We start from the raw sequence: 12,822 nt of genomic DNA, 5'->3' as shown, positions 1-12,822 counted from the left end.
GCGATGTCGCTCCCGACCAATCAGCTCCGGCTCGCGATGGTGGCCGGCGAGCCGTCGGGCGATTTGCTCGCGGCGTCGCTGCTCGGCGGACTTCAAGAGCGGCTGCCCTCGTCGACCCGGTACTACGGGATCGGCGGACAGCGGATGCTCGCGCACGGCTTTGATTCGCACTGGCAGATGGATAAGCTCACGGTGCGCGGCTACGTCGAGGCGCTGGGCCAGATTCCGGAGATCCTGCGGATTCGCGGCGAGCTGAAGCGCCAGCTGCTCGCGGAGCGGCCCGACGCGTTCATCGGCGTCGACGCGCCCGACTTCAATTTCAACGTGGAGCAGGCCGCGCGCGACGCGGGCATCCCGTCGATCCATTTCGTGTGTCCGTCGATCTGGGCGTGGCGCGGCGGGCGGATCAAGAAGATCGCGAAGTCCGTCGACCACATGCTGTGTCTGTTCCCGTTCGAACCGGCGATCCTCGACAAGGCGGGTGTCGCATCGACGTATGTCGGTCATCCGCTGGCCGACGAGATTCCGCTCGAACCCGACACGCACGGCGCGCGCATCGCGCTCGGCTTGGCCGCAGACGGCCCGGTGATCGCGGTGCTGCCGGGCAGCCGCCGCTCGGAGATCGGGCTGATCGGCCCGACGTTCTTCGCGGCGATGGCGCTGATGCAGCAACGCGAGCCCGGCGTGCGGTTCGTGATGCCGGCGGCGACGCCTGCGCTGCGCGAGCTGCTGCAGCCGCTCGTCGACGCGCATCCGCAGCTCGCGCTGACGATCACGGACGGCCGCTCACAGGTCGCGATGACGGCCGCCGACGCAATCCTCGTGAAGAGCGGCACAGTCACGCTGGAAGCCGCGTTGCTGAAGAAGCCGATGGTGATCTCGTACAAGGTGCCCTGGCTGACCGGGCAGATCATGCGCCGGCAGGGCTATCTGCCGTACGTCGGCTTGCCGAACATCCTGGCGGGGCGCTTCGTCGTGCCCGAGCTGCTGCAGCATTTCGCGACGCCCGAGGCGCTCGCCGATGCGACGCTCACGCAGCTGCGCGACGACGCAAACCGCCGCACGCTGACCGAAGTCTTTACCGAAATGCATCTTTCGCTGCGGCAGAACACGGCCGCGAAGGCCGCCGAGGCGGTCGTGCGCGTACTCGAGCAACGCAAGGGGCGCGCATGACGGCAGCTCGTGCACCACGCCGCCGCGCGTCGATCGACGTGCAGGGCGGGTTCGACTTCAGCCGGCCCGACGAGATCGTCTGCGGCGTCGACGAAGCGGGCCGCGGCCCGCTCGCGGGGCCGGTCGTGGCCGCCGCGGTGATCCTCGACCCCGCGCAGCCGATCGACGGGCTTGACGATTCGAAGGCGCTGTCCGCGAAAAAGCGCGATGCGCTGTACGACTTGATCGTCGCGCGTTCGCGCGCGTATTGCGTCGCGTCGGCGAGCGTCGACGAGATCGACACGCTCAACATCCTGCACGCGACGATGCTCGCGATGAAGCGGGCCGTCGAGGGCTTGTCGGTGCTGCCGACGCTTGCGCAGATCGACGGCAACCGCTGTCCGACGCTGATGGTGCGTGCCGAGGCGATCGTCAGCGGCGATGCGCTCGTGCCGAGCATCTCGGCCGCGTCGATCCTCGCGAAGGTCACGCGCGACCGCATGCTGGTCGACCTGCATGAACGCTTCCCGGTGTACGGCTTCAACGTGCATGCGGGCTACGGCACCGCGAAACATCTTGCCGCGCTGCGCGAACACGGCCCGTGCGAAGCGCATCGGCGCTCGTTCGCGCCGGTGCGCGCGGCACTCGACCTGATTCGATGAAAAGCATTACATCCCGTGACAACCCGCTATACAAACGCCTGAAGGCGCTCGCGGGTTCGACGTCCCAGCAGCGGCGCGGCGGCCAGGCGCTGCTCGAAGGTTTCCATCTCGCCAGCGCGTATCTCGACACGGGCGCGACACCCGAGCTATGTGTCGCGACCGAAGGCGCACTCGCGCACGACGAAGCGCAGGCGATCATCGCGCGCGTCGATGCCCAGCGAGTCGTCACGCTGCCCGACGCGCTGTTCGGCCAACTGTCGAACGTGGTCAGCGGCGTGGGTTTCCTGCTGCTCGTCGATCGGCCGGAGCAGCCGCTGCCGGAGCGTGTCGCGCATACGTCGGTGGTGCTCGACGGTGTGCAGGATGCCGGCAACGTCGGCTCGATCCTGCGCAGCGCGGCGGCGGCCGGCGTGCGGCACGTGTTCTGCGCACCGGGCACGGCCTACGCGTGGTCGTCGAAGGTGCTGCGTTCGGGGATGGGCGCGCACTTCCTGCTGTCGATCCACGAGGATGTCGAGCCGGACGCGCTCGCCGGGCGGCTCGACGTGCCGGTCGCGCTGACCGACTCGCACGGCGCGCAGGCAGTCTACGACTGCGATCTGGCCGGACCCGTCGCATGGGTGTTCGGCAACGAGGGCGCCGGCGTATCGGCGTTCTGGCGCGACGCGGCTACGCATCGCGTGACGATTCCGCAGCCGGGCGGGATGGAGTCGTTGAACGTCGCTGCCGCGGCGGCGGTGTGCCTGTTCGAGCAGGTGCGGCAGCAGCGGCGCGCGTGACATGACAACCTGGCGCACGGCGTCGCCCGCGCAGATCCCGCACCACGAAAAAGGCCGCGTCGAACGCGGCCTTTTTGCTTTTGGCGGCGGCCACGGCCGCCGGCACGCCGGTCGTCAGTATGACTGCCGATCGAGGCGGATTTCCTGCAGGATCGTCGTCGCGATCTCCTCGATCGACTTGTGTGTCGACGACAGCCAGTTGATCCCTTCGCGGCGCATCATTGCCTCGGCCTCGTTGATCTCGTAGCGGCAGTTTTCCGGCGCCGCGTACTTGCTGCCCGGGCGGCGCTCGTTGCGGATCTCCGACAGGCGCTGAGGGTCGATCGACAGCCCGAACAGCTTGTCGCGATGCGGCGACAGTGCCGACGGCAGCTTGCCGCGCTCGAAATCTTCCGGAATCAGCGGATAGTTGGCCGCCTTCACGCCGTACTGCATCGCGAGATACAGGCTCGTCGGCGTCTTGCCGCTGCGCGACACGCCGACCAGGATCACGTCGGCTTCCGACAGGTTGCGGTTCGACTGGCCGTCGTCGTGCGCGAGCGAGAAGTTGATCGCCTCGATCCGCGTCTTGTATTCCTCGGTGTCGGCGTTCTGGTGGCCGCGGCCCATCGCGTGGCTCGACTTCAGCTCCAGTTCCTGCTCGAGCGGCTCGACGAAGCGCTGGAACATGTCCAGCACGAGCGCGTTCGAGCGCTTGACGATGTCGTTCGACTCGCTGTCGACGAGCGTCGTGAACACGATCGCACGGCGGCCGTCGTGCACGGCGGCATCGTTGATCTTCTCGACGGTCGCATAGGCTTTCTCGAGCGAGTCGACGAACGGCACGCGCACGAGGCGGAATTTCTGGTCGAACTGGGAGAGGATCGAATGCGCGAAGGTTTCGGCAGTGATCCCGGTGCCGTCGGAGACGATGAAAACGGTAGGCAGCATGAATCTGGGCGTCGAGCGTGAAGGGCGGTTGCGCGGGCGCTGGAGGTTCGCCTCCACACGCAGTGACAAGGTCGCGCCACATCCGGCAGCCGGCACGGTAGAATAGCGGCAACCTGTTGGATAAGCAATTGCGGGGGCAGGGTGCGAACAGCGCCCCAGGCTTGGCCGCTCGATTCGAAAATTCCCGGCAAGTTCGGCGATTTGTCTGAATATATCGCCCTTCTGCCGGGATTTTTGCAAATCGGGTCGGAAGTTTTTCCGCCGCTGCGATTGTTTCTCCAACAGGTTGCGCAAGACGCGCCGCGCCTTTTTGCAAGCGCCCGCGTCCGAGCCCACTTGCGCAATCGAGCATTTTTTTCACACTTAGGGGCTTGTATGACTAACGCAGCAAACGTCGCAAAGGACCAGGCGTATGTAATCCCGTTCGAGCAGTTGCGGATGACCGATGTGGAGATCGTGGGCGGCAAGAATGCGTCGCTCGGCGAGATGATCAGCCAGCTTTCCGAAGCAGGCGTTCGCGTACCCACCGGTTTCGCCACGACCGCGCTCGCATTCCGCGATTTCCTCAAGCACAACGATCTGACCGATCGCATCGCCAAGCGTCTCGAGTCGCTCGACATCGACGACGTGAAGGCGCTCGCCGAAGCCGGTGCCGAAATCCGCAAGTGGATCGTCGATGCGCCGATGCAGGCACGTCTCGAGGAGGAAATCCGCGCCCAGTTCGAAATCCTGAAGAGCGGCTCGCCGGGCGAGCTGTCGTTCGCCGTGCGTTCGTCCGCGACCGCGGAAGACCTGCCCGACGCATCGTTCGCCGGTCAGCAGGAGTCTTATCTGAACGTCGTCGGCATCGAAGACGTGCTCGACCGCATGAAGCACGTGTTCGCGTCGCTGTACAACGACCGCGCGATCTCGTATCGCGTGCACAAGGGCTTCACGCACGCCGAAGTCGCACTGTCGGCCGGCGTGCAGCGCATGGTCCGCTCGGACGTCGGCGCGGCCGGCGTGATGTTCACGATCGACACCGAATCGGGCTTCAAGGACGCCGTGTTCATCACGTCGAGCTACGGCCTGGGCGAAACCGTCGTGCAGGGCGCAGTGAACCCGGACGAGTTCTACGTGTTCAAGACGACGCTCGCGCAGGACAAGTACCCGATCATCCGCCGCTCGATCGGCTCGAAGCTGATCAAGATGGAATTCACGCAGCCGGGCGAGCCGGGCCGCGTGAAGACGGTCGACGTGCCGCACGAGCAGCGCAACCGCTACTCGATCACCGACGAAGACGTGATCGAGCTGGCGAAGTACGCGGTCATCATCGAGAAGCACTACGAGCGTCCGATGGACATCGAGTGGGGCAAGGACGGCCGTGACGGCAAGATCTTCATCCTGCAGGCACGTCCGGAAACGGTGAAGAGCCAGGCGAGCGGCAAGGCCGAGCAGCGCTTCAAGCTGAAGGGCCAGTCGCAGGTGCTGGCGACGGGCCGCGCGATCGGCCAGAAGATCGGCGCGGGCCCCGTGCGCGTGATCCAGGATCCGTCGGAAATGGAACGCGTGCAGCCGGGCGACGTGCTGGTGGCCGACATGACCGACCCGAACTGGGAGCCGGTGATGAAGCGTGCGGCGGCGATCGTCACGAACCGTGGCGGCCGGACCTGCCACGCGGCGATCATCGCGCGCGAGCTCGGCGTGCCGGCAGTGGTCGGCTGCGGCGACGCGACCGACGTGCTGAAGGACGGCGCGCTCGTCACCGTGTCGTGCGCGGAAGGCGACGAAGGCAAGATCTACGACGGGCTGCTCGAGACCGAAGTCACGGAAGTGCAGCGCGGCGAGCTGCCGGAAATCCCGGTCAAGATCATGATGAACGTCGGCAACCCGCAGCTCGCGTTCGACTTCTCGCAACTGCCGAACGGCGGTGTCGGCCTCGCGCGTCTCGAGTTCATCATCAACAACAACATCGGCGTGCACCCGAAGGCGATCCTCGAGTACCCGAACATCGACCAGGACCTGAAGAAGGCCGTCGAGAGCGTTGCGCGCGGTCACGCGTCGCCGCGCCAGTTCTACGTCGACAAGCTGACGGAAGGCGTCGCGACGATCGCTGCGGCGTTCTATCCGAAGCCTGTGATCGTGCGTCTGTCCGACTTCAAGTCGAACGAGTACAAGAAGCTGATCGGCGGTTCGCGCTATGAGCCGGACGAGGAAAACCCGATGCTGGGCTTCCGCGGCGCGTCGCGCTACATCGCCGAGGACTTCGCGCAGGCGTTCGAGATGGAATGCCGTGCACTGAAGCGCGTGCGCGATGAAATGGGCCTGACCAACGTCGAGATCATGGTGCCGTTCGTGCGTACCGTGAAGCAGGCGGAGCGTGTCGTCGGCCTGCTCGAGAAGTTCGGCCTGAAGCGCGGCGAGAACGGCCTGCGCCTCGTGATGATGTGTGAAGTCCCGACCAACGCGATCCTCGCCGAAGAGTTCCTCGAGCACTTCGACGGTTTCTCGATCGGCTCGAACGACCTCACGCAGCTCACGCTCGGCCTCGACCGCGACTCGGGTATGGAACTGCTGGCCGTCGACTTCGACGAACGCGATCCGGCGGTCAAGTTCCTGCTCAAGCGTGCGATCGATACCTGCCGCAAGATGGGCAAGTACGTCGGCATCTGCGGCCAGGGCCCGTCGGATCACCCGGACTTCGCGCAATGGTTGACCGACGAAGGCATCGTGTCGATCTCGCTGAACCCGGACACGATCATCGATACGTGGCAGGCGCTCGCCAACCGGAAGTAACGGTCGGTAATGCATCTTCGGCGAAGGAGCGGCGCCGTCGCTCCTTCAATGAAGGCAAAATGCAAGGTCCATGCTATAAACACCCCGGTAAGCACCGGGGTGTTTTTGTTTGTCGGTACTCGCCGGGCTGCCCCAAGAGTGCCGACCGCCCCCTTGGGGGGGGCAGCGAACGTAGTGAGCGTGGGGGCCATTCCCGTCGGTACTCGCCGGGCCGCCCCAAGAGTGCCGACCGCCCCCTTGGGGGGCAGCGAACGTAGTGAGCGTGGGGGCCGTTTTTCGGGAGACCACAATGATGTCGGGGCATCTGTTCTGGTGGGTTGCGGTGGGCGTGCTGGTCGTGGCCGAGTTGCTGACGGGCACGTTCTACCTGCTGATGATCGCGCTCGGCTTTCTCGCGGGCGCGCTGCTGCAGCTCGCCGGTTTCGCGCCGCACGTGCAGTTCGGCGCGGCGGCGGTGGTTGCGATCGTCGCGATGATCGTGCTGCGTCGCTCGGGGCTCGGCCGTAAGCAGAAGCGCGACACGTCGATGAATCCGGACGTCAATCTCGATATCGGCTCGACCGTCACAGTCGACGCGTGGCATGACGGCCGCGCGCGCGTGCAGTATCGTGGCGCCGACTGGGACGTCGAGCTTGCGGCCGGCGAGCGCGACGATGCGCGCGTGTATCAGGTGAGCGCCGTGCGCGGCAACAGTCTCGTCGTCAAAGCGAAACCGGCGGGTTGATCGTCCACTGATAAAACAAGGAGGGAACACTTCATGGATTCGCTGATCATCTGGGTTGTCCTGCTCGTCATCGCGATCGTGATCGTGTCGAAGACGGTGAAGATCGTGCCGCAGCAGCATGCATGGGTGCTCGAACGCTTCGGGCGCTATCACGCGACGCTGTCGCCTGGTCTCAATATCGTGCTGCCGTTCGTCGACCGGATCGCCTATCGGCACGTGCTGAAGGAGATTCCGCTCGACGTGCCGAGCCAGGTCTGCATCACGCGCGACAATACGCAGCTGCAGGTCGACGGCGTGCTGTACTTCCAGGTGACCGATCCGATGAAGGCGTCGTACGGGTCGAGCAACTTCGTGCTCGCGATCACGCAGCTCGCGCAGACGACGCTGCGCTCGGTGGTCGGCAAGCTCGAACTCGACAAGACGTTCGAGGAACGCGACTTCATCAACCACAACATCGTGTCGGCGCTCGACCAGGCCGCCGCGAACTGGGGCGTGAAAGTGCTGCGCTACGAGATCAAGGACCTGACGCCGCCGAAGGAGATCCTGCACGCGATGCAGGCGCAGATCACCGCCGAGCGGGAAAAGCGTGCGCTGATCGCCGCATCCGAAGGCCGCAAGCAGGAGCAGATCAACCTCGCGTCGGGTGCGCGCGAGGCGGCGATCCAGAAGTCCGAGGGCGAGCGGCAGGCCGCGATCAACCAGGCACAGGGCGAGGCGGCCGCGATTCTCGCGGTGGCCGAGGCGAACGCGCAGGCGATCCAGAAGATCGCGAACGCGATCCAGTCGCAGGGCGGGATGGATGCCGTGAACCTGAAGGTCGCCGAACAGTATGTCGGCGCGTTCTCGAATCTCGCCAAACAGGGCAATACGTTGATCGTGCCGGCGAACCTGTCGGATCTCGGCACCGCGATCGCGTCGGCGCTGACGATCGTCAAAAGCGCCGGAGCGGCCTCGGCCGGGAAGGCCTGAGCTGGACTACGCGGTCTGCGGGCCGCCGTCGTGTGTGATCGGCGTGCGGCGAATCGTCGCGCAGTCGGGGCGGGAATGATGCATGTGCGGCGCCGTCGGCACCTTTTCTGCAGCCGAAGCGGGCGCTGTGGCGTGCCGAATGGCGCCTCGGCCACCGCCGGGCACCCGGCATGCGCGAGTCACATGTCCCAAAGCAACACGGCCCGCTGCGAGCGGGCCGTGTCGTTTGCGATGCGGGGCGTGTGTTTCAGGTACCGTTGCGCATGATGCGGGCCTTTTCGCGTTCCCAGTCGCGTTTCTTCTCGGTTTCTCGCTTGTCGTGCAGCTTCTTGCCCTTCGCGAGCGCGATGTCGCATTTCACGCGACCGCCCTTGTAGTGGAAGTTCAGCGGCACGAGCGTGTAGCCGCGCTGCTCGACCTTGCCGATCAGTTTCTTGATTTCCTCGCGGTGCAGCAGCAGCTTGCGCGTGCGGACCGGGTCGGGCTTGATGTGCGTCGAGGCTTCGGGCAGCGGGCTGATGTGGGTGCCGATCAGGAAGATCTCGGCGTTCTTGACCACGACATAGCCTTCCTTGATCTGGCCGCGCCCGGCGCGCAGCGCCTTGACTTCCCAGCCCTCGAGCACGAGCCCCGCCTCGTAGCGTTCCTCGATGTGATAATCGAAGTGCGCTTTCCTGTTGTCGATGATGCTCATGAAAGGATCGGGCCAACTCGTTTAAAATCACGATTTTAGCAAAGCGGGGCGGGAATCGCCCGGCTTGCGTTCTCACCTCAAGCGATGCCGCGCGATTTATGGCAGATGTCCAGAAAACAGTATTGATCCGTCATTCGGCGGAACAGATGTTCGACCTCGTCACCGACGTGGCCGACTACCCCAATTTCCTGCCCTGGTGCGGCGGCGTCGAGATTCGCCGTCAGGATGACAGCGGGATGGAAGCGCGCATCGACATCAACTTCAAGGGCATCAAGCAGCATTTCGCGACGCGCAACTCGCAGCAGCGCCCGACGCGGATCGACATGGAGTTCGCGGACGGCCCGTTCAAGAAGTTCACCGGCTCGTGGCGCTTCATTGCGCTGCGTGCCGATGCGTGCAAGATCGAATTCGCGCTGCACTACGAGTTCTCGAGCATCCTGCTCGAGAAGATCATCGGGCCCGTGTTCAGCCACATCGCGAACACGTTCGTCGATTCGTTCGTGAAGCGCGCCGACCAGCGCTACGGGAAAGGGTGACGCGATGCTGTCGATCGAAGTCTGCTACGCGCTACCGGATCGCCAGACGCTGATTCCGGTGTCACTGCCCGAAGGCGCGACCTTGCGCTCGGCCATCGATGCGAGCGGCGTGCTTGCACTGCACCCGGAGATCGATCTCGCGCATGCGAAAACCGGCGTGTTCGGCAAGCTCGCGCCGCTCGACGCGCCGCTCGCCGATCACGACCGCGTCGAGATCTACCGCCCGTTGATTGTCGATCCGAAGCTCGCGCGCCAGCGGCGCGTCGACAAGACGCGTCGCGAAGGCTCCATCGAGGGCCGCAAGTGGATGCACAAGGACGCGCGCTGACGCGTCGCTCCAGCGCCGTTTCATTTCCACAGTTCTCGACCGTTCCGATTCGTCAGACCACGCGCGGCCGCGCTCAGTGGGCCGTGATGTTTGCGCTCACGGCCGCGCTGCCGGGCGTATCGCCGCCAGCGTGCGTGTCGCTGTGGCGACGCACCGACCCGTAGACGCCCGCCAGCAGCAGCGCGAGCGCCGCGATCTCGAGCCCGCGCGGCATCCGGTGGTCGTAGACGAACGCGTAGAGCATCGCGAACACCGTTTCGAACACGATCAACTGGCCCGACAGCGTGAGCGGCAGCCGCTTCGACGCCGCGTTCCACAGCCCGTTGCCGAGCCATGACGCGCCGATCGCGAGCGCGAGGTTCAGCAGCCAGAACAGCTGCCAGCGCGATGCCGGGACCGCCGCCTGCACCGTGCCGGTCGGCAGCGCGAGGATCGCGAGCCAGCAGAGGCCGCCGATCAGGCCCGTCACGACGCCCCACAGCACCGACCACTCGTTGCCGCCGAAATGATGGTGGCGCTGCAGGTAGCGTGCGTTCGCGACCGCGTACCAGGTCCAGCTCGCGAGCGCGCCGCTTGCGCAGGCGATGCCGGCGAGCTTCTGGCCGAGCGTCGTCGCCTGCGCGGCTTCCGATGTGAAGAGGTCGATGTTGATGCAGACGATGCCGGCGATGACCAGCGCGAGCGGGGCGGCGAGACGCCGCAGCGACACCGCGCCGCGATCGCCGAGACCCGCGAGCGTGACGGTCACGGGCAGCACGCCGACGATCAGCGAGCTGGGCGCGATGCCGATCAGGTGCACGGCGCCGGACAGCAGCATGTAGTACGCGACGTTGCCGATCAGCGCGAGCTTCGCGAGCGCGACGAGATCCTCGCGGGTCAGCCGCGCGAGCAGCGAGCGGGCGGCCGGCAGGGCCGCCGCCAGCGACACGAGGCCGTACATCGCATAGCGGCCCGCGCTCAGCAGCAGCGGCGAGAAGTCGGTCATCAGCCGTGGCACGAGAAACACCATGCCCCACAACGCGCCCGCGAGGACGCCATACACCACACCGCGCTGCATCGACTGCTCCGAACGAAAGACTGACGAGCGCGCATGTTAGCGACGGCGGCGCGACCGCGTCTTGTTCATTCCTGCACTCGGAAGCGGGTGGGCTTCGGCATCGGCCGCGAGCGCCGCCGCGATCCGGTCCTGTTTGCCGGGGATCGCGGCGGGCCGGGCTGCCCTTCGACGATCAGCGGATCAGTCCTCTGCCGGTTCGGCCGCCGCCGCACCGTCGCCCGCGGCGGATGAGCGCGCGGGACGGCGCACGGCGCGCAGCTTGCCGCTGTTGCCGCCGCCGCAGTAGAACGTGTCGCGACCGTCGGACTCCAGCCCCGACACGCCGACGCCGGGCGGCATGTCGACCTGCTCGAGCACCTGCCCGGTGCGCGGGTCGATCCGCCGCAGCTCGCTCTCGTCCGCTTCCCAGGTGCCGTGCCACAGCTCGCCGTCGACCCACGTCACGCCGGTGACGAAGCGGTTCGATTCGAGCGTGCGCAGCACGGCGCCCGACTGCGGATCCACCTGATGAATCTTGCGCTCGCGGTACTGGCCGACCCACAGCGTGCCTTCGGCCCAGGCGAGCCCGGAATCGGCGCCGCCGCCGGGCGCGGGGATCGTCGCGAGCACGCGGCCCGAGCCGGGATCGATCTTCTCGATGCGGTCCTCGACGATCTGGAACAGGTGGCGCCCGTCGAACGCGGTGCCCGCGTGCGCGGCGACGTCGAGTGCGCGCACGGTCGTGCCGCGTTCGGGGTCGAGCGCGTTCAGCTTGTCGCCGGACGCAAACCACACGTGCTGCCCGTCGAACGTGACGCCGTGCACGCCGTCGCCGCCCGGAAACGGGCCGTATTCGCGGAGGATGTCTGCGGTGGAGCGTTTCATGTCCGTCACCTCGTCGTTGGTGTACCCATCCTGGTCGCCCGGCAATGGCGCGGGGAGTAACAAGGTCGTCGCGAATCCGGGCAGCGGCGGCGTCATCCAGCGGCGCGCGCGACCGCGGCCGAGCGCCTGCACCTTGTCCGCTTCCGCGAGCGCGTCGAGCGCACGCTGCACGGTGCGCTGGTTCGCGCCGAGCGCGAGGGCCAGCGCGGAGCTCGACCACGCCTCGCCGTCCGCGAGCAGCGCGAGCACGGCCGCGTGGCGGTCGTCGACGGGCCGCGCGAGCACGACGGTCTCGCGCAGGCCGAGCGGTTCGAGCGCGAAGCCGTGCGGTGTCGCGGTGATGTTCGCGAGCGGTCGCAGCATCGCGCGCAGGCGGCCGATCTCGACGCGCAGGCGGGCGCGATGCGATTCGTCCGCGTGTTTCGCGCGAAACGCCGCGGCGACGAGCGCGTTTCTCGACACGTCGCCGGGCCACGCCTCGCCGAGCAGGCGGGCGAGCACGAACAGCACCGGGCGGCGCGCGAGCGACACGGTCGTGCGCGCGTCGCGCACCGCGTGGCGGCATGCATCGACGACGAGTGCGTTCGATTCCAGCAGCGCTTCCACCTCGTCGAGCAGCACGAGCCGCGACGCGCCGCGCGCGATCAGTCGTGCGGCCGGCGTATCGAGCACGCGCGCGGCCGTGTCGACTTCGGCAGTCAGCGCGGCGATGCCGGCGTCGCGCGCAGCCGCGCGCGCACGGGCGAGGGCCATGCGCGCCGCGTGCGGGCGGATGCGGCGCATCGCGATGCCGGCCGCGATCAGTTCGTGCGCCGCGCGCGATGCGGCCGGCAGCGGCGCGGGATCGAGGCTCGCGAGCCGGCGTTCGGCGTCGTCGACGCGCCCGATCAGCAGCAGCCGGCGCACGCCGAGATAGCGCGCATGCGCGGCGTTCGCGCGGTCGCCGTGGGCGTCGAGCGTCGCGCAGGCGGCGTCGAGCGCGCGCGACGGCCAGCCGAGATCGCGTGACGCCAGCGCGATCTCGGCTTCCGCGACAACGCAGCGCGCCCGCGCGACGGCTTCCTTCGCGCCGAACGCGCGGGCCGCGCCGCGCACGAGCGCCCGGGCGCGCTCGAAATCACCGAGCTGGGCCATCGCGATGCCGCGCAATGCGAGCGCCGGTGCGTCGTCGCGCAGCGCGACGCGGTTCAGCGCGCCGAGCGGGTCGCCCGCCGCGAGCGCGCGCGCGGCGGCCGTGATCAGCGAATCCATCCGAATCCCGACACAGTTGTCACTCCCTGCGGTCCGATGCCCGGCCCTAATCTAGCACCACGCACACGGCAGATGCGCCGTGCCCGGATCCCTGTCGAAAG

General features: G+C 67.1%; 11 protein-coding genes and 1 pseudogene. 8 read left to right on the top strand and 4 right to left on the bottom strand.

The genetic code is table 11. The features are described from left to right. The first annotated feature begins 3 nt into the window (after positions 1-3). The 3 genes from lpxB to AC1Z3W_RS30245 are packed head-to-tail and all read left to right on the top strand — an operon-like array spanning position 4 to position 2,593. Positions 4-1,173, top strand: coding sequence for a lipid-A-disaccharide synthase (gene lpxB, locus AC1Z3W_RS30255; protein WP_483509218.1), 1,170 nt, complete (start codon positions 4-6; stop codon positions 1,171-1,173). Further along, positions 1,170-1,814: a ribonuclease HII gene (rnhB, locus tag AC1Z3W_RS30250; protein ID WP_057925416.1), complete on the top strand. Its 645-nt coding sequence runs from the start codon at positions 1,170-1,172 to the stop codon at positions 1,812-1,814. The genes lpxB and rnhB overlap by 4 nt, the downstream gene beginning before the upstream one ends. Then, a complete protein-coding gene (locus tag AC1Z3W_RS30245) occupies positions 1,811-2,593 on the top strand; it encodes a TrmH family RNA methyltransferase (protein ID WP_175824954.1) in 783 nt (260 codons plus the stop codon). Before rnhB ends, AC1Z3W_RS30245 begins: the two co-directional genes overlap by 4 nt. 114 nt (positions 2,594-2,707) lie before the next feature. Here the strand turns inward: AC1Z3W_RS30245 and ppsR are convergent, their stop codons facing one another. Continuing rightward, on the bottom strand, positions 2,708-3,523 hold the full coding sequence (ppsR, locus tag AC1Z3W_RS30240; RefSeq protein ID WP_057925414.1) for a posphoenolpyruvate synthetase regulatory kinase/phosphorylase PpsR: 816 nt from the start codon (positions 3,521-3,523) through the stop codon (positions 2,708-2,710). 375 nt (positions 3,524-3,898) lie between these two features. On the opposite strand from ppsR, the gene ppsA reads away from it, so the two are divergent. From ppsA to AC1Z3W_RS30225, 3 genes are all read left to right on the top strand, one after another. Next, the gene (gene ppsA / locus AC1Z3W_RS30235; protein ID WP_057925413.1) at positions 3,899-6,298 is read left to right on the top strand and encodes a phosphoenolpyruvate synthase; all 2,400 of its coding nucleotides are present in this window, start codon (positions 3,899-3,901) and stop codon (positions 6,296-6,298) included. Between the two features lie 289 nt (positions 6,299-6,587). Next, entirely contained in the window at positions 6,588-7,022 is a 435-nt protein-coding gene (locus AC1Z3W_RS30230; RefSeq protein WP_057925412.1) for an NfeD family protein, read from the top strand. A 33-nt stretch (positions 7,023-7,055) separates the two neighbouring features. Continuing rightward, complete coding sequence (locus AC1Z3W_RS30225) at positions 7,056-7,991, top strand: SPFH domain-containing protein (protein ID WP_057925411.1); 936 nt, start codon at positions 7,056-7,058, stop codon at positions 7,989-7,991. Between the two features lie 247 nt (positions 7,992-8,238). On the opposite strand, the gene smpB is transcribed toward AC1Z3W_RS30225, so the two are convergent. Then, the gene (gene smpB, locus AC1Z3W_RS30220; protein ID WP_057925410.1) at positions 8,239-8,685 is read right to left on the bottom strand and encodes an SsrA-binding protein SmpB; all 447 of its coding nucleotides are present in this window, start codon (positions 8,683-8,685) and stop codon (positions 8,239-8,241) included. Positions 8,686-8,783: 98 nt separating this feature from the next. On the opposite strand from smpB, the gene AC1Z3W_RS30215 reads away from it, so the two are divergent. Continuing rightward, the gene (locus tag AC1Z3W_RS30215) at positions 8,784-9,221 is read left to right on the top strand and encodes a type II toxin-antitoxin system RatA family toxin (RefSeq protein WP_057925409.1); all 438 of its coding nucleotides are present in this window, start codon (positions 8,784-8,786) and stop codon (positions 9,219-9,221) included. 4 nt (positions 9,222-9,225) lie between these two features. Then, positions 9,226-9,549: an RnfH family protein gene (locus AC1Z3W_RS30210; RefSeq protein ID WP_483509217.1), complete on the top strand. Its 324-nt coding sequence runs from the start codon at positions 9,226-9,228 to the stop codon at positions 9,547-9,549. A 73-nt stretch (positions 9,550-9,622) separates the two neighbouring features. Here the strand turns inward: AC1Z3W_RS30210 and AC1Z3W_RS30205 are convergent, their stop codons facing one another. Both AC1Z3W_RS30205 and AC1Z3W_RS30200 read right to left on the bottom strand, forming a co-directional pair. Next, entirely contained in the window at positions 9,623-10,606 is a 984-nt protein-coding gene (locus AC1Z3W_RS30205; protein ID WP_483509216.1) for a DMT family transporter, read from the bottom strand. A gap of 897 nt (positions 10,607-11,503) precedes the next feature. After that, positions 11,504-12,721: pseudogene (locus AC1Z3W_RS30200) on the bottom strand (helix-turn-helix domain-containing protein); the annotation flags it as partial. Positions 12,722-12,822 lie beyond the last annotated feature (101 nt).

Source organism: Burkholderia sp. 10_S31, assembly GCF_056930375.1.
The sequence above is the reverse complement of the archived record's forward strand: the minus strand, read 5'-3'. Positions and strand labels throughout refer to the sequence as shown.

Bases quoted from the DNA above. Each gene is read 5' to 3' on its own strand.
- ppsR (WP_057925414.1), bottom strand. From the start codon at position 3,523: ATGCTGCCTACCGTTTTCATCGTCTCCGACGGCACCGGGATCACTGCC.
- rnhB (WP_057925416.1), top strand. From the start codon at position 1,170: ATGACGGCAGCTCGTGCACCACGCCGCCGCGCGTCGATCGACGTGCAG.
- AC1Z3W_RS30225 (WP_057925411.1), top strand. From the start codon at position 7,056: ATGGATTCGCTGATCATCTGGGTTGTCCTGCTCGTCATCGCGATCGTG.
- lpxB (WP_483509218.1), top strand. From the start codon at position 4: ATGTCGCTCCCGACCAATCAGCTCCGGCTCGCGATGGTGGCCGGCGAG.
- AC1Z3W_RS30215 (WP_057925409.1), top strand. From the start codon at position 8,784: ATGGCAGATGTCCAGAAAACAGTATTGATCCGTCATTCGGCGGAACAG.
- AC1Z3W_RS30210 (WP_483509217.1), top strand. From the start codon at position 9,226: ATGCTGTCGATCGAAGTCTGCTACGCGCTACCGGATCGCCAGACGCTG.
- AC1Z3W_RS30205 (WP_483509216.1), bottom strand. From the start codon at position 10,606: ATGCAGCGCGGTGTGGTGTATGGCGTCCTCGCGGGCGCGTTGTGGGGC.
- AC1Z3W_RS30245 (WP_175824954.1), top strand. From the start codon at position 1,811: ATGAAAAGCATTACATCCCGTGACAACCCGCTATACAAACGCCTGAAG.
- ppsA (WP_057925413.1), top strand. From the start codon at position 3,899: ATGACTAACGCAGCAAACGTCGCAAAGGACCAGGCGTATGTAATCCCG.
- AC1Z3W_RS30230 (WP_057925412.1), top strand. From the start codon at position 6,588: ATGATGTCGGGGCATCTGTTCTGGTGGGTTGCGGTGGGCGTGCTGGTC.
- smpB (WP_057925410.1), bottom strand. From the start codon at position 8,685: ATGAGCATCATCGACAACAGGAAAGCGCACTTCGATTATCACATCGAG.